Origin of the sequence: Bacillus sp. NPDC094077 (genome assembly GCF_050279465.1) — a bacterium.
Lineage (GTDB): Bacteria > Bacillota > Bacilli > Bacillales > Bacillaceae_G > Bacillus_A.
On record NZ_JBNNUF010000002.1, the window covers coordinates 402,433 to 424,323 of the forward strand.

The 21,891-nt window shown below is 31.8% G+C and carries 20 protein-coding genes, 2 pseudogenes and 1 riboswitch; of the genes and pseudogenes, 19 read left to right on the forward strand and 3 right to left on the reverse strand.

Features of this window, described 5'->3' with window-relative positions:
* Window positions 1-80 precede the first annotated feature (80 nt).
* The 4 genes and pseudogenes from ACQKNR_RS06965 to ACQKNR_RS06980 form a co-directional block, all read left to right on the forward strand.
* Window positions 81-1,403: pseudogene (locus ACQKNR_RS06965) on the forward strand (RNaseH domain-containing protein); the annotation flags it as partial.
* A 178-nt stretch (window positions 1,404-1,581) separates the two neighbouring features.
* Window positions 1,582-2,349: a DUF3959 family protein gene (locus ACQKNR_RS06970; RefSeq protein WP_427316418.1), complete on the forward strand. Its 768-nt coding sequence runs from the start codon at window positions 1,582-1,584 to the stop codon at window positions 2,347-2,349.
* A gap of 145 nt (window positions 2,350-2,494) precedes the next feature.
* Window positions 2,495-2,911 (forward strand): DUF3995 domain-containing protein, encoded by a 417-nt coding sequence (locus ACQKNR_RS06975; protein ID WP_427316420.1) that lies wholly within the window; start codon window positions 2,495-2,497, stop codon window positions 2,909-2,911.
* 685 nt (window positions 2,912-3,596) lie between these two features.
* Entirely contained in the window at window positions 3,597-3,800 is a 204-nt protein-coding gene (locus ACQKNR_RS06980) for a hypothetical protein (RefSeq protein WP_427316422.1), read from the forward strand.
* Window positions 3,801-4,180: 380 nt separating this feature from the next.
* Here the strand turns inward: ACQKNR_RS06980 and ACQKNR_RS06985 are convergent, their stop codons facing one another.
* The gene (locus ACQKNR_RS06985) at window positions 4,181-4,393 is read right to left on the reverse strand and encodes a hypothetical protein (RefSeq protein WP_427316424.1); all 213 of its coding nucleotides are present in this window, start codon (window positions 4,391-4,393) and stop codon (window positions 4,181-4,183) included.
* Between the two features lie 235 nt (window positions 4,394-4,628).
* Here ACQKNR_RS06985 and ACQKNR_RS06990 point away from each other — a divergent pair, with 235 nt between their 5' ends.
* From ACQKNR_RS06990 to ACQKNR_RS07015, 6 genes are all read left to right on the forward strand, one after another.
* Complete coding sequence (locus tag ACQKNR_RS06990) at window positions 4,629-5,633, forward strand: DUF1835 domain-containing protein (RefSeq protein ID WP_427316426.1); 1,005 nt, start codon at window positions 4,629-4,631, stop codon at window positions 5,631-5,633.
* A gap of 146 nt (window positions 5,634-5,779) precedes the next feature.
* Window positions 5,780-6,184 carry a hypothetical protein gene (locus tag ACQKNR_RS06995; RefSeq protein ID WP_427316428.1) on the forward strand — a complete coding sequence of 135 codons (405 nt, stop codon included), beginning with the start codon at window positions 5,780-5,782 and terminating at the stop codon, window positions 6,182-6,184.
* Between the two features lie 160 nt (window positions 6,185-6,344).
* Window positions 6,345-7,580, forward strand: a complete 1,236-nt coding sequence (locus tag ACQKNR_RS07000; RefSeq protein ID WP_427316430.1) for a cytochrome P450 family protein — start codon at window positions 6,345-6,347, stop codon at window positions 7,578-7,580.
* Between the two features lie 268 nt (window positions 7,581-7,848).
* A complete protein-coding gene (locus ACQKNR_RS07005; protein WP_427316431.1) occupies window positions 7,849-9,132 on the forward strand; it encodes an MFS transporter in 1,284 nt (427 codons plus the stop codon).
* Window positions 9,122-9,751, forward strand: coding sequence for a Vat family streptogramin A O-acetyltransferase (locus ACQKNR_RS07010; RefSeq protein ID WP_427316433.1), 630 nt, complete (start codon window positions 9,122-9,124; stop codon window positions 9,749-9,751). Before ACQKNR_RS07005 ends, ACQKNR_RS07010 begins: the two co-directional genes overlap by 11 nt.
* A gap of 74 nt (window positions 9,752-9,825) precedes the next feature.
* Window positions 9,826-9,981: a DUF1540 domain-containing protein gene (locus ACQKNR_RS07015; RefSeq protein ID WP_000046091.1), complete on the forward strand. Its 156-nt coding sequence runs from the start codon at window positions 9,826-9,828 to the stop codon at window positions 9,979-9,981.
* A gap of 101 nt (window positions 9,982-10,082) precedes the next feature.
* Here the strand turns inward: ACQKNR_RS07015 and ACQKNR_RS07020 are convergent, their stop codons facing one another.
* Window positions 10,083-10,580 (reverse strand): helix-turn-helix transcriptional regulator, encoded by a 498-nt coding sequence (locus ACQKNR_RS07020; RefSeq protein ID WP_427316435.1) that lies wholly within the window; start codon window positions 10,578-10,580, stop codon window positions 10,083-10,085.
* A 140-nt stretch (window positions 10,581-10,720) separates the two neighbouring features.
* Here ACQKNR_RS07020 and ACQKNR_RS07025 point away from each other — a divergent pair, with 140 nt between their 5' ends.
* The 6 genes and pseudogenes from ACQKNR_RS07025 (at window position 10,721) to ACQKNR_RS07050 (ending at window position 17,687) form a co-directional block, all read left to right on the forward strand.
* Entirely contained in the window at window positions 10,721-11,935 is a 1,215-nt protein-coding gene (locus tag ACQKNR_RS07025; RefSeq protein WP_427316437.1) for a cytochrome P450, read from the forward strand.
* A gap of 112 nt (window positions 11,936-12,047) precedes the next feature.
* Complete coding sequence (locus ACQKNR_RS07030) at window positions 12,048-12,626, forward strand: cysteine dioxygenase (RefSeq protein ID WP_427316439.1); 579 nt, start codon at window positions 12,048-12,050, stop codon at window positions 12,624-12,626.
* A 175-nt stretch (window positions 12,627-12,801) separates the two neighbouring features.
* Window positions 12,802-13,653: a Cof-type HAD-IIB family hydrolase gene (locus ACQKNR_RS07035; protein ID WP_427316441.1), complete on the forward strand. Its 852-nt coding sequence runs from the start codon at window positions 12,802-12,804 to the stop codon at window positions 13,651-13,653.
* Between the two features lie 472 nt (window positions 13,654-14,125).
* Window positions 14,126-15,913 carry an ATP-binding protein gene (locus ACQKNR_RS07040; protein ID WP_427316443.1) on the forward strand — a complete coding sequence of 596 codons (1,788 nt, stop codon included), beginning with the start codon at window positions 14,126-14,128 and terminating at the stop codon, window positions 15,911-15,913.
* A gap of 119 nt (window positions 15,914-16,032) precedes the next feature.
* Window positions 16,033-16,251, forward strand: a pseudogene (gene lepB, locus ACQKNR_RS07045) (signal peptidase I); the annotation flags it as partial.
* 257 nt (window positions 16,252-16,508) lie between these two features.
* A complete protein-coding gene (locus ACQKNR_RS07050; protein ID WP_427316445.1) occupies window positions 16,509-17,687 on the forward strand; it encodes a macrolide family glycosyltransferase in 1,179 nt (392 codons plus the stop codon).
* A 49-nt stretch (window positions 17,688-17,736) separates the two neighbouring features.
* Here ACQKNR_RS07050 and ACQKNR_RS07055 read toward each other — a convergent pair whose 3' ends face one another.
* Window positions 17,737-18,417 (reverse strand): aspartate/glutamate racemase family protein, encoded by a 681-nt coding sequence (locus tag ACQKNR_RS07055; RefSeq protein WP_427316447.1) that lies wholly within the window; start codon window positions 18,415-18,417, stop codon window positions 17,737-17,739.
* Between the two features lie 153 nt (window positions 18,418-18,570).
* Window positions 18,571-18,686, forward strand: a riboswitch (SAM riboswitch).
* Window positions 18,687-18,825: 139 nt separating this feature from the next.
* Here ACQKNR_RS07055 and ACQKNR_RS07060 point away from each other — a divergent pair.
* The 3 genes from ACQKNR_RS07060 to ACQKNR_RS07070 are packed head-to-tail and all read left to right on the forward strand — an operon-like array spanning window position 18,826 to window position 21,878.
* The gene (locus tag ACQKNR_RS07060; protein ID WP_427316449.1) at window positions 18,826-19,374 is read left to right on the forward strand and encodes an ECF-type riboflavin transporter substrate-binding protein; all 549 of its coding nucleotides are present in this window, start codon (window positions 18,826-18,828) and stop codon (window positions 19,372-19,374) included.
* A 10-nt stretch (window positions 19,375-19,384) separates the two neighbouring features.
* Complete coding sequence (locus tag ACQKNR_RS07065; protein WP_427316450.1) at window positions 19,385-21,085, forward strand: ABC transporter ATP-binding protein; 1,701 nt, start codon at window positions 19,385-19,387, stop codon at window positions 21,083-21,085.
* The gene (locus tag ACQKNR_RS07070; protein WP_427316452.1) at window positions 21,078-21,878 is read left to right on the forward strand and encodes an energy-coupling factor transporter transmembrane component T family protein; all 801 of its coding nucleotides are present in this window, start codon (window positions 21,078-21,080) and stop codon (window positions 21,876-21,878) included. Before ACQKNR_RS07065 ends, ACQKNR_RS07070 begins: the two co-directional genes overlap by 8 nt.
* Window positions 21,879-21,891: the final 13 nt, after the last annotated feature.

The window sequence follows — 21,891 nt, forward strand, 5'->3', positions numbered from 1 at the left end:
GAAAAATTGTAGATGAAATGCAGGGCTTGTTGTATAAACGTTTTTAACTTTTTATCGTCTATTATCTGATTGAGGATTAAAATACATTATTTCCATTGTTTGCGCCAAAAGGATTAGATACCGTAACGTTAGAAGTTTGGTCCGAAAATATATCATTGGAAATAGAACAAGCATTATTTGATAGTGAAATTGTTTTAGCTAAAATAAGCGAAACGTCTTATGTAGTTAATGCAGACTCGCCAGTATTATTAAAGATAGTAAGATATAATATTGAAAAAGTGTTACAAAATCCATATAAAATGCAATATTGCCAGAAATATAAAACAAACCTTGTAGATGATGTGGTAAAAGCAGTTCATGCTACTGCAGGTAAGCGAAATGATACGACGTTAGCATTAATCGCAATGAAAAATTGTGACGGGCGGGAGAAGATTGATCCAAAACAAATACTTCGTGAAGGATTTGCACGAACAAAACGTATTTCAACATTTATTAATTTATTTATAGGTCAAAGTGTATCCCGTGAAACGATTGTAACTAATATTCTTAGTTTATTAGAACAAAAAGGATTTTTGAAACGCAGTTGGAACAAGATGAATTTACCTTGTACGTATGTCAATTTATCAGTTGAACGAATCTCGAAATTTGATTTCTTACCTATTTTTTCAAAAATAAAAGGCAGAGAAATTTCATATAAATTATATGGGAATACAGAGTGGAAACCACTTGACAATTTATTATTAAATATATATAAACATAATGCATTTTTACCGCAACCATCAAAAAGAAATGATATGGGGGCCCTTTTTAAGCAATTTATTTCCGAAACTTTAATGGGAATTTTACAACATGCGAAAGAGGAAAATGAACAAGTTTATTTTATTATAGATGCAAATATGAGAAAATACTGGATAAAAGAGTTGCAAAATGAAATAATTGATGTGGATATTTTACCTGAAATTGTTCCAAATATGCTAAAGGTTCCAAATTTAAATGCCATAAGAATCAATACAGCTTTGGATGTACCAAGCTATTTTGTATTAGAGAGTGATGATGTTATGGATGGAACGGGATTATATGCAGATCAAAAAGGAATGTATTATAGCACTGGGGAATATTCATTAAATTGTAGTGACACATTGCAACAATATATACTTGAAATTCTACCATTAGGTGTAAAACCAGTAGAAAGGGATCATATCGCTAAAATGATACATTACATGTGCTGTAATTCAAGTATGCTTTCGGAAAAAAATATGCACATGCCATATTCCATGCATATGGCTAAAGCATTAAAGAGTTACATCACTGATATAGATATAAGAGAGTTTAAAGAATTCGATGATGAATTAGATGTAGATATAATAAAGATAGAAAAGAAAGATTCAATAATTCTAATTTAAATAATAGTAAACAAATCCTGCTCGTTATACCGATCAGGATTTGTCATTTTTTCATAAAAATAAGGATATCCTTTGTCATGTATCTTTACTTTTTCATATTTACTTTAATTACAATCAGGATTAAGATGTTTTTTAGAAATACAAAAACTGAAAAGAAATTTGAAAGGAATGGGGAATTGTGAAGAAATTAGATGTATTATTAATGCTACTGAGCGGCCTCTTTCCAATTGCAGGAATAATAAAACAAATCCCTCTAGAACAATCATTATATATTGGAGGACTATTATTTTTCATTAGTTTCGGTAGTTACTTTGCGAAAAAGATATATTCACGTATATGTAGCTGGATAGCGTATGCACCATTTATCACACTACTGTTAGTCATTTGGAATCAGGATATTTCAACAAGTTCTATAATAACGAATGCCAAAATTGCCGCTTGTGTCGCTTTAATTCCTTGTTTATTCCGTTTTCGTACATATGGGCTTACTTTAGGCTTATTCTCATTATGGGGTGCTTTACTATGGGATATAAAAGAAGTACAGTCGTTAGTCATACTTGAGCGCATGATGAGTTTAATGACAAGCCATTACTTATATCTTCTACTTTTAGTTGGAGGACTTATATTAGGTGGATTATTTGCGATGTTATTACACCGTAAAGAGAGAGAGAATAATAAAGAAAATACAAGTCTATTTAAACAAAAAAAGAAACGTAAAAGGCTATCATTTAAGATTCACCTTCCAAGATTACCGAAATTTAAGATGAAATTATTTAAGGTAGGTGGGAAAGCATCTAAACGTAAAGCGCCTGAAAGAGCCTATGAGCGTAATTACGAAGAACCAGTTGCGACATATGAAATGACAGAGCAAATAGATCAATTCAAAGAAGGCACTGTTCAAGGGCAAACGAGGATGGAACGTCGAAGAAATAGGTATAATGCATAATAAGGTTCAATAACCCTTTAATGATTTATCGTTAAATTGATAAAATATTAAGGGGTTTTTTATGTAATTAAATATAGGTTGCTAATGAGGAATTCATAGCATATTTTGAAGGTGGGGGATTTAAATAAAATAATGGGAGGACAAAATGCTTATTATTACATATACATCTGTTTGTATATTATTCTTAGTTAGCTTTTTACATGTTTATTGGGCTTTCGGAGGTAAGTGGGGGACAAATAGTGTTATTCCAACTAAATCTGGAGAAAAAGCGTTTACACCTCGTGCAGGAATGACATTCTTCATTGCGTTATTATTAAGTATGGCAGCAATAATTTTATTACAACAAACAAATGTTGTTCATCTTGTAGTACCTAATGTAATTGTTCAAACAGGGTCCTGGATTTGTATGATTGTTTTTTTCATAAGAGTAATTGGTGAGTTTCATTATTTTGGTATCTTTAAACGAAAAAAAGATACGCATTTTGCTAGAATGGATACTGTTTTATATATACCACTCTGTGCATTTTTATCTTTTTCCTTCTTATTAGCAATTATAACGTGAACATATAAAAGATAATTATGCGATGCATTTAGTATGTGGATATACGGATGTTAAATGAGTTGTTTCTGTGCAGTCAGAAACAGCTTATTTTTTTAGTATATGACGAGGTATGCTTATTCTAGTCTTAATGATAATGAACAAAAAAAATTAATTAACAAAAACTTATAAATCCATTATCAATAAAGGGCAACTATTGAAAGTTAATTTCTCAACTTCAGTGAAAAAAGATACATATCACAATTTCTCCAGTTTTGTTGCCGGAATATTTCGTTTTATTTAAAGGGTCATGTGGCAAATTTGATGAAAAAATCTTTAATTAAAAGTACTATTCCTAGCAGAAACAAGACTTCAAGTGAGAACCAAAACATACTTTTATGAGGTTTTTTAAACTCCATAATAATAGATGAAAATAAAAAAATAGCAATGAATATGATGATTAAGAGCCGGATTATATCAGCCATTAATAACACTCCTAATATTTAATCAGTATTATTATATAATCTTTTCCAAAAGTATGGAATTCTAGAAGCGTTTTATTGAAATTCCTGAAAAATTCGGATTATATCAGTTGTTTTTCTCAAAATACCCTCAAACGTGAAGTGGTGAGTAATAAATCCACATTTTAACAAAAGTATGTAAGTGTATTCTTATAGGGTTATAGACAATTAAGAAAGGCGGTGACACTATGAAGTATGTAAAAGTCTGTATGAATGGTGGAAGTGAGCACAAATTCTCGATGACTTTAGGTCGGTTTGCAGAGCTTATTACTATAGAGAATGGGTTATTAGAAAATACATTAGTTTGTATTGAAAATGTAATGATTAATCCTACTAATATATCTTCTGTAATCGAAAAAATTGGTGTGCCAGCTAAATTTATGGAAGCTTAAGAATCGTTAGATAAAAAACATCCATTGGGGTGTTTTTTAATTTATAAATATAGTAATTGTACAATGAATGTATGAGCAGATTTTTTAAGCAATGTGTATGCATCTATTAAGAAACTGAATATAGTTCTTTTTAATGCACAATATAATAAGTACAAGCATATATATGGAATAGGACAAGGTCTTCGTGTCCTATTTAATGCTCAGAAAAAACCTCTAATCACATTTGAGCATCCAATAGCAAGGGTGCTCTTATTTTTTATGAAAAATTATCACGAACATTATTTCTAGGGAAAGTAGGAGTCAATAATGAAGGCCTAACTAGAAATAGTGTTCGAAGTAAAAGAAGAATCTAAACGGTTTCATTTCAATTATAGTTTTCTTTAATCTTTGATTTTAAACTTATCTTTAACGTTAATAAATATTAAAAATAATATAATAGCAGAAATTAAGTTAGCCAAGTAGAAATCTTGATGAAACAGTAGTTCAAAGATGACATCGAAAGTATATAATAAAGCGATAGTAGGTAATATACAAATGAATATAAATCTCCAATTTTTTAAATAATGTTTATAATTAGTAAGTACTTTCTCCATAGAAATTGCTCCTATAATTTTTATTTTCTATATAAATATACATTTGAATAAAAGGATTTGTAAAGGGAAAATATTTAGCAATTAAGAAATGTAAGGAAAGCATTTTGATAAAAACTTAGATGGGTGTAGCAATCAATGTGAAAATATGATTTGATTTTAAAAAGACTTTTTAAAATCTATGTTAAAATGATACACTATAATCTACGTTATTTTTAGAATGGATAGAGGGATTTACTTGATAGATAAAATTAAAAATGCTGTTGAAGATATGTATGAAGATGAAGCAAAAGATTTACTTCAAGGTATTCTTATACAGTTAAATTTATTAGAAGAGAACTATAGTGAAGATACGATTAAATATTTGATGACTATTCCTAAGCAACTAACGAATAAGAATTTTTATAATAGGAATTTAGAAGAGAGTATACATGTTCATATTGCTTTTGATGATTCAACGGCTGGGTGTGTAAAGTATATGTTAAATCAAGAAGAACAATTGGACGAGAGTGTTGTTGCATTCTCTGAATTCTTTTCAATAGGACCAATACAACAATTACATACAGAAAAAGGGCAACTTGAAAGAAAACAATGGCTAATAAATAACTTAACTTCATATGATTGTTATTTTGAAGAAGAATATCTACCAAGATTCATGGAAACTTTAGAAGAACTACAATCTATTCCAATTGAAACATCTATTACAATTTGGAAGGCAGATAATGCTCATGAGCATGTAGGACTTTGTTTTGTAATGGCGCAATTAAAAGAAAAGAAAAATATTCGAGTTATTAATACGTCTGAAGCAAGCAGAAACATATTAAATCAAGAGTATGATATACGTGGAAGTGGAGAATTATCGTCTGAAAGTTTAGCTAGTTTCAAAAAAAGTTTTGCTGAATTGTCGTATATAACTGAAGAGAAGCGAGTTAAATTTGAACAAGAGTGGGACAAATTATCAAATAGTACGGAGTTCTTAAGAGTTTGGATAGACAATAAAGTGGATTCTGTACAAGAAGACTATTTTGATCATTTCATTATTGAGTGTGCGAAAAGAGTAGGTGCTGATAAAGAGTTTATAAAGGCTCCGAGAGTAATAGGTGAAGCACTTGGCCTAGTGGAACAATTAGTCGGCGATACGTTTTTAGAATATCGCTTGAAAGAATTAATCAAAGACGAAGTATTTGAATGTATTGGTTCATTAGAAGAGATGCGTTTTTATAGTGTGAAGTTAAGGAAATAATACATGCATTCCGTTTTTGAAAAACTCGTATTTTTAATAATACGAGTTTTTTTGAGCTGAATTTGGGCTATACATTAGCTTCCTATAGAGAGTGTATGACATATGAATGTTAAAGGTCATGAATGAAAAGAAGGTGATTTGTTAAAATGAATAACCAACAAAACTATCCATATGATCAGCAGATGTATTATTACCCGCAACAATACGGATATGAAACTGTAGATGAATGGAGAGATATTGAACAAGAAGATTATAGACCAGATGATGCGGAAGATGCTCCGACATCACCACCACCGTCACAAGCTCCGTCTTTACCGTCTACATTTGCATCTCCAGCACAAGTAGGCAATATGAAATCGTGGATGTGTAACTGTCTAGGAAGATGGGGATATTTAAGGTTACATCGACCTGGTCCTTTCGGAAGAGACTTATGGTTCTTTCCGACGGAAGTTAGAAGAAATGGGGTCTCAGGGTACACATGGCAAGGTGGTCGACGTCGTAAAGTAAGTTACCGTTATCAACAAATTAGTAATTTCATGTGTTTCGCATGATAGGAAGTGAGAGAGTTGAATAAGTTTACTCTCTCACTTTTTTATTTTTCAATATAGGAAGTAAGATTTTGGTTAAAAATTTACAATTTTCATGTTTTTATTGGAGTATAATGCAAATGTTAGGTTGGTTTTCAAAAATAAATGAGAGAGAGGGAATGCAATGTCAATGAAAAATAAAGTTGGCCGAAGAATAGAAGATGGTATTAATTTATCATCTGCTCAGTTTAAAGAAGATGCTTATGAAATTTATAAAGAATCGCGAAAAATGCAACCTATATTATTTGTAAATAAAGTAGAGATCGGTAATGAATGGCTCATTACAAGATATGAAGATGCTCTGCCACTTTTAAAAGATAATCGTTTAAAAAAAGATCCGGCCAATGTGTTTTCTCAAGATCCCATGAACATGTTACGTTCTATTGACAATAGTAATCATTTAACAACGCATATGTTAAATTCGGATCCGCCTAACCACAATCGTTTACGTTCTTTAGTACAAAAAGCTTTTACGCCAAAGATGATTACGCAATTAGAAGGCAGAATTCAGGATATTGCAGATGATTTGTTAAATGATGTCGAGCAAAAAGGTTCATTAAATCTTGTTGATGATTATTCATTCCCTTTACCAATTATTGTGATAAGTGAAATGCTCGGCATTCCAAAAGAGGATCAAGCTAAATTTAGAATTTGGTCTCATGCTGTCATTGCTTCTCCAGTAACGCCAGAAGAAATAAGAGAAACTGAAAAGCAACTATCAGAGTTTATTACATATCTTCAATATTTGGTTGATGTAAAACGCCAAGATCCTAAAGACGATTTGGTTAGTGCTTTAATACTTGCGGAAAGTGAAGGACATAAACTTAGCGCTCCGGAACTATATTCCATGATTATGTTACTTATCGTAGCGGGTCATGAGACGACAGTGAATTTAATAACAAATACGGTATTAGCACTTCTTGAAAATCTGGATCAGCTGCAGTTATTAAAAGAAAACCCTAATTTAATTGATTCCACTATTGAGGAAGGATTACGCTATTATTCTCCAGTTGAGGTTACAACTGCAAGGTGGGCAGCTGAGCCGTTTCAGATTCACGAACAAATGATACAAAAAGGTGACATGGTTATTATTGCATTAGCTTCAGCAAACCGTGATGAAACGGTATTTGAAAACCCAGAAGTATTTGATATTACACGAGTGAATAACCGCCACATCGCTTTTGGTCATGGTAGTCATTTCTGTTTAGGCGCTCCACTTGCTCGGTTAGAAGCAAAAATTGCTATTTCTACTTTATTTAAACGAATGCCTGAACTACAAATAAAAGGTGATCGTAAAAAAATTAAATGGCAAGGCAATTATTTAATGCGTTCTTTAGAGGAATTACCATTAACATTCTAGAATATTTATTTTTAGACATGCATACATAGAAAACGATTTACATAGAGTATGTATGTGTTATTCTAAATTCGAAACGGAAGGGTGAAAACATCCCAATGATCAACTAATTCTATTTGTAAGAGATCTTCGTTAAAAAACGAAATATTCTTCTGAATAGGATTAGTATGTACATTTATAGAAAAGGGATGTATTTCGCACTGCGAATATATAGTCTTTTTATATGATTTGTGCTGCCTCCTGTTCAGAACATGAAATAGGAGGCTTTTCTATGACGACAAATGTAGAAACGAAACAAAATAATGGGGCATCACAAGTATTAAAAAATCGGTTTGTACAAGGAATTCTCGCATCAGCATTATTTTTACAAATTGGAATATGGGTTCGAAACTTTGCGGTTTTGTTGTATGTTATGGAAATGACGAAAGGTGATGCTTTCGCTATTTCAATGATTTCAGTTGCTGAATTTGCTCCGATTTTTATTTTTTCCTTTATTGGTGGAACTTATGCTGATAGGTGGAAGCCGAAGAGGACGATGATTTGGTGTGAAACGTTAAGCGCTATTTCAGTATTCGTTGTATTAATTACACTTATGTTTGGAACGTGGAAAGTCGTGTTTTTTGTGACGCTCATTTCTGCAATTCTATCACAGTTTTCCCAACCATCTGGAATGAAATTGTTTAAACAGCATTTATCAACAGAACAAATACAATTAGCTATGTCTATTTATCAAACGATATTTGCAATATTTATGGTGCTAGGTCCTATTCTTGGAACATTTATCTTTCATAGTTTTGGAATCCATATTTCAATCATCATAACTGGTATCGCATTTTTACTTGCAGCAGTTGTATTGTTATTTCTTCCGAAAGATCTTGAAAATGAAGTTGAAAAGAAAGATATCACACTATTACAGGAAATGCTAGATGGCATAAAGTACGTCAAAAAGAAAAAAGCATTAACTTTGCTGGGGTTATGTTTTATGGCAGCTGGACTTGGCATAGGATTAATCCAGCCACTCGGTATATTTATAGTGACAGAGCAATTAGGTTTACCAAAAGAGAGCTTACAATGGTTACTAACAGTCAATGGTGCGGGAATGATTGTTGGCGGCGCTTTAGCGATGATGTTTGCGAAAAACGTTGCCCCGCAAAAGATGTTAATTATCGGTATGATCGGCCAGGCAATCGGTATTGGTATTATAGGTTATTCCACAAATTTATGGGTGACACTTACAGCACAATTATTTAGTGGTTTAGCTCTTCCATGTATCCAAATTGGTATTAATACTCTCATTATTCAAAATAGCGATACCGATTTTATTGGTCGTGTAAATGGTATTTTAAGTCCGCTATTTACCGGCTCAATGGTAGTAACGATGAGTATAGCTGGTTCATTAAAGGAGATGTTTTCCTTAAGTATGATGTATGAAGGGACAGCTTTACTATTTATAATTGGATTATTATTTATTTTACCTATATACAATTTAAAACCAGTAATAGCTGTAGAAAATGAAATGAATGGTAAAGGAAGTGCTGTACAACATGAATCCTAATCCAAATGTTAAATACCCTATTGAAGGAAATCAAAATGTCCATTTTATAAAAAATACAATAACGAAAGCTAATATACTCGTTGGAGACTATTCATATTATGATGCGAAAGATGGAGAAACATTAGAAGATCGAGTATTACATCATTATGAATTTATTGGAGATCGCCTTATCATTGGAAAGTTTTGTTGTATTGCATCTGGAGTTACCTTTATTATGAACGGAGCGAATCATCGGATGGATGGATTTTCAACTTATCCATTTAATATATTTGGAAATGGGTGGGAGAAGTATACACCTAGTTTGTCTGATTTACCATACAAAGGGGATACAGTTATAGGAAATGACGTTTGGATTGGTATGGATACAACTATTATGCCCGGAATAATAATAGGAGATGGTGCAATAATTGCAGCTAAATCTGTTGTGACTAAAGACGTCGCACCATATACAATTGTTGGTGGAAACCCTGCAAATAAAATAAAGGAAAGATTTTCAAATGCAATAATAGAAGAATTATTGCAAATTCAATGGTGGCATTTTGACATTGAGAAAATAACCGAAAATATCGATGCTATTGTACGAGGGGATATAGAATCATTAAGAAAGCTAAAAAGGTAATAAAAAAATGAATGACAAAGAGTATCACACCTCCGAATTCTGTTAATGATAATAGAACAAGGAGGTGTGATACTATGGCACAGGACGTTTTATGTGAAGTAAACAACTGTAAATTTTGGGCTAACGGTAATAAATGTAGTGCAGATGCAATTTATGTAGTTAGTCATAAAGGGAAACAAGCATCTACAACGGAAGAAACAGATTGCAAAACTTTCGATCCAGAAGTGTAAATTTTTGAAGGGTAGCCAAATCGTGGTTGCCCTTTTATTAATACTATTATTGATAATAAATCTCATTTTCATTCATTGTTTTTAACTTTTCTTTTTATTTTTTATATTTTCTTCATAAGTGATGTAATCCAATTTAATTCATGTTCTATACGTGATTTACTAAATGCAATGACTTCATTAATAAAAGGTGAAGTAACATCTAGGGATTGAATAGCAGTAAACTGTTTATGTAGTACGTCCTGGCGCATTTTCAAAATTTCTTTTCTAGCATCATAATCCAGTTTTTCAAATAGTGCGATACGCACAAGGAATTCAGCATTGTTTGTCGCAAGTTTTTCGGGAAACTCTCTTAACATTTCAGAAAAAATTTCTTCTCCTGTTTCTGTTATGTCGTACATATTTCGGTTTGGTTTTCCAACTTGTGTATGTACTTTTTTCGTTATAGCCCCCATATTCTCAAAGCGACGTAGAGAAGGATAAAGCATGTTATGATTTAATTCAAAATTCTCTCCTAACCGATTTTGAATATTTTTCTTTATTTCATAGCCATGCTTTGGACCTGTCGTTAATTCTGCAAGTAGTAAAATGTCAACATACATAAAAATCCCCCTTATATATTTCTCAAGTTCTCAAATGCAACTTCTGCCTTGGTATATGTTAAAATAACATATGTTAGTTTATACAACTTTGAACTGCCGACCTATCACTTTTATTGTAAAAGAAAAGGGAGGAAAGAACTATGGCTACACCTGAAAATGTTATTTTAGTTCATGAAATTTCAAAGCTAAAAACAAAAGAAGAGTTATGGAATCCGTATGGATGGTATCAATTTATGAGAGATAATCATCCAGTTTATTATGATGCGGAGCAGGATGTTTGGAATGTTTTTTTATATGATGATGTAAATCGGATTTTATCAGATTATCGCTTATTTTCAAGTAGAAGGGAACGGAGACAATTCGCAATCCCTCCTTTAGAAACAAGAATTAATATAAACTCCACTGATCCACCAGAACACCGCAATGTACGTTCGATTGTTTCTAAAGCCTTTACTCCAAGAAGCTTAGAACAATGGAAATCTCGAATACAGGCTGTCGCAAATGAACTTGTACAACAAATAGAAAAGTGTAGTGAAGTGAATATCGTTGAACAGTTTGCTGCACCTTTACCTGTTACCGTAATATCCGATTTATTAGGAGTGCCAACAACAGATCGTAAAAAAATTAAAGAATGGTCTGATATTTTATTTATGCCGTATAGTAAAGAAAAGTTTAATGATTTGGATACAAAGAAAGGGATTGCCTTAAATGAATTTAAAGCATATCTTCTACCGATCGTTCAAGAAAAAAGAAATCAATTAACTGATGATATTATTTCGGATTTAATACGAGCTGAATACGAAGGTGAAAGATTAACAGATGAAGAAATCGTCACTTTTTCATTGGGGCTCTTAGCTGCTGGTAATGAAACAACTACTAATTTAATTATTAATAGCTTTTATTGTTTTTTAGTGGATGCACCTGGGACATATAAAGAATTACGAGAAAAACCAAATTTGATTTCAAAAACGATAGAGGAAGTATTACGGTATCGCTTTCCTGTTACACTAGCCCGTCGGATAACTGAAGATACGAATATATTTGGATCTAATATGAAAAAAGACCAGATGATTGTGGCGTGGGTTAGTGCAGCAAATTTAGATGAGAAAAAATTTCCACATGCTTCTAAGTTTAATTTACACCGAATAGGAAATGAAAAGCATTTAACATTTGGTAAAGGTCCTCATTTTTGTTTAGGGGCACCACTTGCACGTCTTGAAGCTGAGATAGCATTAAGTACCTTTATAAATACTTTCGAAAAAATAGAGTTATCTTCATCTTTCTGTTTAGAAGATTGTATACTGGAAAATGAACAAACATTAAAGTACTTACCTATTCGCTTAAAAACTCAATAAAACGTTCAGCAAGGTACATTTTATTGTACCTTGCTTTTTATTTCTCAATTGTAAAATTTCAGTGTGTGCTATAGTGTGGAAGTGTGCGAAAAAAGAGTAGAGGAGGATGCTTATGTTAAAGTGCAATGGAAGTAAAACGTTTCAAACATTTATTAAAGCTGTAACTGATTTAATAGAAAGTGATTTATTGGAAAAACAAATTGTATGTGAAATTGAAAAATTACTAGAAGAACTTTTAGAAAAGAAGACATGGCTTCCGTTAGAGAAACAGAAGGCGAATTCGGCTCAATATGCACGACACTTACTGTATGAAGATCCCTTGAAACGTTTTGAAGTATTGGCTCTTGTATGGAAAGATGGACAGTCTACACCTTTACATGATCATGATGGTACATGGGGAGTAGAAGGCGTTTTTTCTGGAAGGATAATGGTGCAGAACTTTATACAAACTAAGCAGCTTGGAAATTCACTATTTTATTTAACACATACAGGAAATCTTTATTTGGGAGAAGGCGAAACGGATAAAGTAATTCCACCAGCTGACTGTCATATCCTTGAAATTAGCATAAATGAAAGCGTTATCACTGTTCATATTTACGGAAAATGTTTAGAAAAGTTTAAAGTATATACCCCAACTGAAGAAAAAAACGTGTACTTGTGTGAGACAAAATATATTAGTTATAGTTCATAGTTTAAAATCCAAAGCTTTTTTAAAAAGAAAAGCTTTGGATTTTATTTATAATTATTTCTTGACCTGAAACGCTTTTCATAAATTATAAATAAGAAGTACTTCACGAGAGATTTGTGAAAACGATACCTTATAATCGAATGGAACTCGTGTATTTATAGAAAGTGGTGAAGAAATAATGAAATTAATCGCAATTGATTTAGATGGAACCCTTCTTTCTGGGAATAAAATGATTAGTAGAGAGAATGCAGAAGCAATTCGAAAGTGTCAGGAAGCTGGCCATGTTGTCGCAATTTGTACAGGCCGTTCTATTGTTGATATTGAACGATTATTGTTAGAAGTAAATTTAGAGTGTCCGATTATTGCAGAAAATGGTGCACTTATTTATAAAGATAAGAAAATGATGAAGAGATATCCAATTCAAAATATGCAGGCACTTGAGATTGTAGAATATCTTGAAGAGAATGGCTTGTATTATCAACTTTATACAGATAAAGGTGTATATGTTCCCACATATGGTGTGGAAAGTGTCCGTAGTGAAATTGAGAATGTGAAGAAGTCAAAAACAAATGTTGATTTAAAAGAGTTAGAAACGATTGCAGCATTATACCTTGAGCATACAGCGTTTCATAGTGCGGAAAGTTGTAAACCAATTGTAGAAACAGAAATACATGTGCATAAACTTTTACCATTTTCATATGACATAGAGAAATTAAAAAAATTAAAAGAAACGTTTCTGCATAATACTGATTTAGCAATTACATCTTCGTATTGGCATAATTTAGAGATTAATCACCGAGATGCTCAAAAAGGAAATGGATTATATACTTTAGCAGAACATCTTCATATTCCATTTGAAAATACTGTTGCGATAGGTGATGGCCTAAACGATGTTTCCATGATGGAGAAAGCGAACATATCAATTGCAATGGGGAATGCGGTTGAAGAAATTAAAGCGATGTGTCAATACGAAACGTTAACAAATGAAGAACACGGTGTCGCACATGCTCTATATAAGTATGTTATGTAATAAACAGAAAAAAGAATCCGAATGGGATTCTTTTTTCTGTTTATTAGGGGTAAGGTATTCTATGCGAATCATAGAAGCCTTATTACATTTTATTATATAGAATATATTGGAATAAATGTTTATATTTTTCATAATAATTGTGAAAAATTTATGAACTTTATATTTTTATACCGTAATTAGTGGTCCGTAAGATTCCAAACCCAAAATTCAGAAAAATGAAAAGTGAGATAGGTGAAGGGAGGGCCACCCAGTAAAGCCCATTTGGTGTGAGCCAATATGCACTGGGGAATGGACAATCCTTGACTAATCAAATTTTCACTCTCTACGAATATTAGTTTCTGTTTTTGATTGAAAAATAAAATTTGTTCGAATAATTATTCTACAGCTATATACCTACACCCACATTCTTCGTATAATGGAGAAGTATGAATTTTGAATTTGTATTAATTTTACATATTGAGGTGGAAAAAGAATGAATGCGCGGCTAATGGAACTTATTGATGTGAGTACAATAGAAACCATGGCAAAACAATTTTATAAATTAACCAACATATCACATCAACTTCTTGATGCTGAAAGAGAGTGTGTTTTTTCATTCGGATTGAATGAAGTAAAAAAGAGTCAACTTCCAAAGGTTGAAATCCCCATTTTCTTATACAACCAACATTTAGGATCTTTTGTTGTATGGTCTAAAAAAAGTGAAATATTCAATTGTCAAAAATACTTTGAAATGCTTTCTAATCTTATAGTAGATGGAGTGAAAAAAGGATTTCAAAATAAAAATACAACGTTGCTCACCCGAAAAGAGGAGGAATTACATACGATTTTACAAAACATGCCTGTTATGGTTGATGCGCTTGATTATAATGGAGATTTTGTTCTGTGGAATCGAGAATGTGAAATTGTAACAGGCTATACTGCCGAAGAGATTATCGGTAATTCAAACGCACTTCAATTATTATATCCTGACGATAATTACCGTCACCAAATACAAAATAAATTTTTGAATCGTGGAAAAAATTTCAGAGATTGGGAAATGCACTTAACATGTAAAAATGGTGAGATCAAAACAATCATGTGGTCCAATATATCGGAACAGTTTCCTGTAACAGGATTTAGCTACTGGGCTGTTGGTGTAGATATTACACATTTAAAGGCGATAGAAGAGCAGTTAAAACAGCAAACATCTGAATTAGAATTAATTTTTAAAGCTTTACCAGATTTATGTTTCTTAACAGAAGATGATGGCACAATTATAGATTATAAAGCAGGATCCCCTACAAAATTTTACGTACCCGCAGAAGCTTTTATGGGAAAAAAGTTTTACGAAGTATTACCATCTCCAGTAGCACAACAATTTCAAGAGGCAATTTGCCAAGTGAAGGAAAAAGGAACGAATGTAATTGTAGAATATCCACTTACACTTAATGCAAGTATTGATTTCTTTGAAGCTAGGTGCTTACCATTATTACATGATAAAATTATGATTATTGTACGCGATATAACCGAGCGGAAAAAGACAGAAGAATTGCTAAATAAATCAGATACACTTGCAGCAATCGGTCAATTAGCAGCTGGTGTAGCTCATGAAGTAAGGAATCCATTAACTGTAATTAAAGGGTTTATACAGTTATTCCAAATTAATAAAGAAGATCAAGAAAAATATTTTGATCTTATGCTTTCTGAAATTGAAAGAATAGAAGCAATCCTTCAAGAGTTTCTTTCAATTGCTAAAACAGACGAAATAAATACAGAAAAGAAAAATATTTATCAGATTTTTAAAAATGTCGTATCACTAATTAATACAAAAGCAATTATGACAAATATTCAAGTTGAACTACATACAGATTCCAAAGAAATAATCATTGAATGCTCAGAAAATCAATTGAAACAAGTATTTATTAATATTTTACAAAATTCAATCGAAGCAATGCCAGATGGCGGGAATATTTCAATTCATATGAAAGAAATACATGAAGATGGTGTCATTATTAGTGTAATTGATGAAGGAATAGGAATACCTGAAGAAAGAATTAAGAGATTAGGTGAGCCTTTTTATAGTACGAAAGAAAAAGGTACCGGTATTGGATTGATGTTAAGTTACAAAATTATTGAAAGTCATCAAGGTATAATAAGTATTATGAGTGAGGTTGGTGTCGGGACAACTGTAACTATTTACTTGCCGAAAATTCAGGGGCAACAATCTTTATCAAATTGTGATGATAGACTCATATCAATACGCTCTATTATTAACTCTTAAATCATTAAATACCCAATAACAAAAAGCTGATTTTTTTGTTATTGGGCATTTTTTATATTTACTTTAGTAAACTTTACCTTTGTTTTAATTTCAATTTGGTAAAGTAGTGCATGCAATAGAACCAGTCGTATATAAAGTTAGGTATGTCACAAGTATCAAATCGTTTTTCAAACTTTAGAGAAATAAGAATTCCCTCGCATAAATTATTTGTACTCGGAGATAATCGTAATCACAGTCAGGATAGTAGGAATACGCTCGGACTTATTGATGAGTCAAATATAATAGGTAAAGTAGAAATAGTATATTATCCATTTGATCAAATAAAACGGATAAAATAATTCTATTAAGTAATCACATTTTATAAAAAAATTCATATATTGATAGCATAGGACAAGCCGAACAGCTTGTACCTTACCTCACAGAACACTCCTTATCACGGTTAGGCATCTACTTATGTGGATGTCTTTTTTGTTGATGACTGACAATTATTTATCAACCTAAAGTAGCAAACGTATTAGGACTATTAGTGGCAGATTGCCGGTAAAAATAACAGTATGCTTAATAAAAACTTTGAAATATAAGGAGTGAGAGAGTGGTGCTGAATATTTTAATGGTTAATTTTCCTGCAGAGGGACATGTAAATCCTACTTTAAATTTAGTAAAGGCCTTTACTGAACGGGGTGATAACGTACACTATATTACAACGGAAAACTTTAAGGAAAGGCTTGAAGTTTTGGGAGCTATTGTACATTCTCATCCAGATTTATTAAAAGAAATCTCTATCGAAACTGATTCAACAACTGGATTAAACGCATTTTTTCATGTTCATGTTCAAACTTCTTTATATATTTTAGAAATTACAAAACAATTGTCTAAAAGCATAAATTTTGATTTTGTAATTTATGATATATTTGGCGCTGGAGAATTAGTAAAGGAATATTTACAAGTTCCAGGCATAGTATCCTCGCCTATATTTTTAATTCCACCAGAACTTTTGGAAACCCTGCCTTTTCATCCAAATGCAGAAACACCATTCCAACCTGATAAACTCTCTGAAAAGTTACTTAATCAAATGGAACATGAATTTGGAGTGAAACCAAAGAATTATCTTCAATTTATGAATAATAAGGGAGATATTAGTCTCGTGTATACAAGCCGTTATTTTCAGCCTAATAGTGATTCGTTCGGAGAAAATAATATTTTTATTGGACCGAGTATTTCAAAGCGTAAAAAAAATGTAAAGTTTCCACTTGAATTGCTTATAGGTAAGAAAGTTATTTATATTTCAATGGGAACTCTTCTTGAAGGACTCGAACCATTCTTTAATACTTGTATTGATGCTTTCTCAGATTTTGAAGGGGTAGTCGTATTGGCAATTGGTGATAGAAATGATATTTCTAAAATTAAGCAAGCGCCAGATAATTTTATAATTGCTCCATACGTACCTCAATCAGAAATATTAAGTGAAGCAGATGTTTTTATTACACATGGCGGCATGAATAGCGTCCACGATGCAATTCATTTTAATGTCCCATTTGTGATAATACCGCATGATAAAGATCAGCCTATGATCGCGCAAAGACTAACTGAGCTTGAAGCAGCACATAGATTATTAAAAGAGCATGTTAATGTGCAAACTTTAAAAGAGGCGATAACAGATGTTCTTTCAAATGAAAAGTACGAACATGGCATACGAAAACTTAATGATAGTTTTTTAGAGTGTGGTGGTTCAAAAAGGGCCATTGCAGTTATTGATTCTCTTTTAAATAAATAGTTTGGACAATATAAAAGCATAGAGGCTCCACCTTTATGCTTTTATATTATTATCCAGCAAATTGTACAGCAGTATTTGCATGTAAAAAAGCAGTATCAAAAACAGGAACAGTTAGATCGTTTTGAGAAATGAGTAAAGGGATTTCAGTGCAGCCAAGTAATATACCTTCCGCACCGTTTTGAATTAATGAATTTGTAATTTGTAATAGCTTTTCTTTTGCCGTTTTTGAAATAATCCCTTTACTTAATTCATTTAAAATAACATGATGAATAAAAATTCTTTCCTCGTCATTTGGAATAATTGTCTCAATGTTATAATTTGCTAGTCTTTTTTTGTAGAAATCTTGTTCCATCGTTTGTTTCGTTCCTAAAAGTCCAATACGTTTTATATTATGTTCTACTATTTTTTTAGCACTTACATCACCAATGTGAAGGAGTGGTATTGATATTGCCTGTTCTACTTCTTCAGCAAATAAATGTACCGTATTTGAACACATTAATAAACATTCAGCCCCAGACTTTTCCACTTTTTTTGCAACTGTGATTAATTCATTTTTCACTTCTTCATATTGATGATTTTGTAATAAAGTAGTTACTTCACCAAAGTCCATGCTATATAAAACTAGCTTCGCATTTTGATCGTATTGAGAGAGTGTAAGTGTATTAATATGTTTATAGTATAACGTTGTAGATTCCCAACTCAATCCGCCAATTAAACCAATTACTTTCATTATGCATTCCTCCCGAAACAATTTTGAACTTATTATTTCATAATTCCGATAAGAATACAATGATTTAAATGAACTATTTAATGAAAAATAAAAATAGTTAGAAAAGTGTTGAATTTTTCTCTTCATAGTGCCATAATACAAATTACAAATTAATACTTATCCAGAGAGGTGGAGGGAACGGCCCTAAGAAACCTCAGCAACCCCTATGTAATTTCATAGGAAGGTGCTAATTCCGCAGAGGACACGATGTGTTTTTTGAAAGATAAGAGGATTCTTGAACGTGAAAGAAAATGACCTCTTATGTAAGAGGTCATTTTTTGTTGTATAGAAAGGGAGTGTCGATGCATAATTCATTTTTTTAATAAATATAGAGTAATAAAAGTTTACTAATATGAGAGGGGAATTGTCATGAACAAATTATCAACAAAGTTAGTAGTAGCAATTGGAATTGGAGCAGCCTTATACGGGATATTAGGACTTTGGGGATTTTCTATTGCACCAAATACATTTATTAAACCTGCATTAGCTATATTAACTGTTTTTGGAGCGTTATTTGGTCCATTGGCAGGACTGTTAATAGGTCTTATCGGTCATACCGTAACAGATACGATTGCTGGATGGGGTATTTGGTGGGGATGGGTTATTAGTTCAGGTATTATCGGTTTTACGATGGGGATCATTCAAAAAAGGGTGGGCTTTAGTGTGAAAAACGGGACGTATAATAAGCGTGATATTTCATATTTTGCAGTTGCGGGGTTAGTTGGAATTGTTATTGCTATTTTATTTGCTGGGGCATTCGATATTATTGTGATGGGAGAACCATTTGACAAAATTGTTATACAAATACTAGGTGCAATAATTGCTGATATTATTGTATTTTTAGTTCTTGGATTACCGATTACAATCGGCCTAGCTAAATCAAATAAGAAACATACACATTTAAAAATTGAAAAGTAGGGATATTAATATGCATCCAATTATTTCTTTTGAACAATTCACCTTTCAATACAGGCATGCTGCGCAGCCTACTTTAAAAGACATTACCTTTCATATATATCCTGGGGAAAAAGTACTAATTGCTGGGCGAAGCGGTTCAGGAAAGTCGACATTGGCTCATTGTATCAATGGGCTAATCCCATTTTCTTATGAAGGGATTAGTACTGGCAAATTTTTAATTGCAGGAAAAGATCCAAGGAAAGGCAGTATTTTTGAGCAGAGTAAACATGTAGGAACAATTTTGCAAGATCAAGACGCTCAATTTATTGGTCTGACAGTAGAGGAAGATGTAGCATTTTATTTAGAAAACGAATGTGTTAATCAAGATGATATGAAAAAGATTGTATCAGACTCATTAACAAAGGTAAATATGAATACTTTTCATAAACAAAGTCCACATGAATTATCAGGAGGTCAGAAGCAAACGGTCTCTTTAGCAGGACTGTTAACAACAAAAGCCGATATATTATTGTTTGATGAACCGTTAGCAAACTTAGATCCAGCAAGTAGCTTACATACGATAGAACTCATTAAAGATGTACATGAACAATATAATAAAACAATTGTAATTATTGAACATCGTATAGAAGAAATTTTAAAGCTGAAATTAGATAAAATCATTTTAATTGATGATGGCGTAATTGCTAGGATAGGGACACCAGAAGAGATTTTAGCATCTCGTATATTACCGCGTATTGGCTTAAGAGAGCCTATTTACATAGAAGCACTAAAACGATTAAATTTTGATAGTAATAATGATGTAATATATCCACTTGAAAATCTAAAAAAAGAAAGAGTATGTAACGTTATTAAAGATTGGCTGAAAAAGCAAGTTGTATTAAAAGGTACTACTAAAAACAAGGAATTACTTAAAGTGGAGAATTTATCATTTTCATATCCTAATAAACAAAAAGTATTAAAAAATGTAAATCTTTCGATACGTGAAGGGGAAATTGTAGCACTTTTAGGCCACAACGGAGCTGGGAAATCAACTTTAGCTCATAGTCTTATTGGCATAAATAAAACAAAAAATGCGGAGATTATATTAGGTGGAGTAAATATCAATTCTTGGTCTATAGGTAAACGTGGGGAGCTTATATCTTATGTGATGCAAAATCCAAATCATATGATTACACAACCTACCGTTTTAGAAGAAGTTTCATTTACATTAAAATTAAAAAAGTTTTCTATGGAAGAAATTAAGAATAGAGCAGAAGAAACTTTAAAAATTTGTGGTTTATATCCATTTCGAAATTGGCCAATTCAAGCATTAAGCTACGGACAAAAAAAGAGATTAACAATTGCATTTGTATTAACAACAAATCCAAAACTTATCATATTAGATGAACCGACAGCTGGACAAGATTATTATCATTATAAACAGTTTATGTCGTTTATTAGAAAACTAGCTAAAAAGAGAATATCATTTATTTTTATCACACACGATATGAATCTAGCATTAGAATATGCCGACCGAGCGGTAGTATTACATGAAGGAGAAATCATTGCGGATAATACTGTGTCTACTGTATTAGGACATCAAGAAACGTTACAAAGAGCTAATCTTAGAGCGAGTTCTTTATTCAATCTTATTAAATTTACTGGGATATCACATCCAGAAAAGTTTATAGAACTTTATTTAGATGTTAATAGGAGGGAGGAAGATGCATAATACATACTTTCATCGGATGGATGGAGTAGTTAAATTGCTTTTATTCATATTTTGTATGACACTTACTTTTTTGTTTTTTGATTTTCGTATACTGCTAATTTTATTTCTTATTGGATGTATCGGACTCTTAATTGCTAAAATTCCGTTTCGTAAAATTATTATTGTTTTTACTGTTATCTTTACATTTAGTTTATTAAACTCTGCTATGATTTTATTTATTACACCAACATATGGATCTGAATTAACTGGATCATATACTCCGTTTTTACATATTGGTTATGCGACAATTACATATGAAACATTATTTTATGCAGTTACGCTTTCATTAAAGTATTTTACGTTATTACCTTTTACACTTCTATTTATTTATACGACAGATCCAAGCGAATTTGTGAGTAGCTTAAGTAAACTTGGCATTCATTATAAAATTACATATGCAATAAATATTGCATTGCGTTATATCCCCAACATTCAGTCTGAATATAAAGTTATTAAACATGCGCAAGAAGCAAGGGGAGTAGCTTTTGAAAAAGGAGAAGCAAGTTTATGGATTCGCATGAAAAATCGCATCTTAATTTTTTGGCCTCTAATCATTCATTCTCTAGAAAGAATCGATACGGTTTCAAATGCAATGGATTTAAGAGGGTTTGGAAAGAAGAATAAACGTACGTGGTTCTACAAAAATAAAGCAAAAAGTGGAGATTTCATCGCTTTATTTACAGGTGTTTGTATTTTAATTGTTGCGGTATATTTAAAACTAAATGTATTTCAATCCTTTTGGTATCCATTTTAAAGCACTCGTTTGT

Bases quoted from the DNA above. Each gene is read 5' to 3' on its own strand.
- ACQKNR_RS07055 (WP_427316447.1), bottom strand. From the start codon at position 18,417: ATGAAAGTAATTGGTTTAATTGGCGGATTGAGTTGGGAATCTACAACG.
- ACQKNR_RS06985 (WP_427316424.1), bottom strand. From the start codon at position 4,393: ATGGAGAAAGTACTTACTAATTATAAACATTATTTAAAAAATTGGAGA.
- ACQKNR_RS07020 (WP_427316435.1), bottom strand. From the start codon at position 10,580: ATGTATGTTGACATTTTACTACTTGCAGAATTAACGACAGGTCCAAAG.
- ACQKNR_RS07000 (WP_427316430.1), top strand. From the start codon at position 6,345: ATGTCAATGAAAAATAAAGTTGGCCGAAGAATAGAAGATGGTATTAAT.
- ACQKNR_RS07040 (WP_427316443.1), top strand. From the start codon at position 14,126: ATGAATGCGCGGCTAATGGAACTTATTGATGTGAGTACAATAGAAACC.
- ACQKNR_RS07070 (WP_427316452.1), top strand. From the start codon at position 21,078: ATGCATAATACATACTTTCATCGGATGGATGGAGTAGTTAAATTGCTT.
- ACQKNR_RS07065 (WP_427316450.1), top strand. From the start codon at position 19,385: ATGCATCCAATTATTTCTTTTGAACAATTCACCTTTCAATACAGGCAT.
- ACQKNR_RS07030 (WP_427316439.1), top strand. From the start codon at position 12,048: ATGTTAAAGTGCAATGGAAGTAAAACGTTTCAAACATTTATTAAAGCT.
- ACQKNR_RS06980 (WP_427316422.1), top strand. From the start codon at position 3,597: ATGAAGTATGTAAAAGTCTGTATGAATGGTGGAAGTGAGCACAAATTC.
- ACQKNR_RS07060 (WP_427316449.1), top strand. From the start codon at position 18,826: ATGAACAAATTATCAACAAAGTTAGTAGTAGCAATTGGAATTGGAGCA.
- ACQKNR_RS07025 (WP_427316437.1), top strand. From the start codon at position 10,721: ATGGCTACACCTGAAAATGTTATTTTAGTTCATGAAATTTCAAAGCTA.
- ACQKNR_RS07010 (WP_427316433.1), top strand. From the start codon at position 9,122: ATGAATCCTAATCCAAATGTTAAATACCCTATTGAAGGAAATCAAAAT.
- ACQKNR_RS06975 (WP_427316420.1), top strand. From the start codon at position 2,495: ATGCTTATTATTACATATACATCTGTTTGTATATTATTCTTAGTTAGC.
- ACQKNR_RS06995 (WP_427316428.1), top strand. From the start codon at position 5,780: ATGAATAACCAACAAAACTATCCATATGATCAGCAGATGTATTATTAC.
- ACQKNR_RS07035 (WP_427316441.1), top strand. From the start codon at position 12,802: ATGAAATTAATCGCAATTGATTTAGATGGAACCCTTCTTTCTGGGAAT.
- ACQKNR_RS07015 (WP_000046091.1), top strand. From the start codon at position 9,826: ATGGCACAGGACGTTTTATGTGAAGTAAACAACTGTAAATTTTGGGCT.
- ACQKNR_RS07005 (WP_427316431.1), top strand. From the start codon at position 7,849: ATGACGACAAATGTAGAAACGAAACAAAATAATGGGGCATCACAAGTA.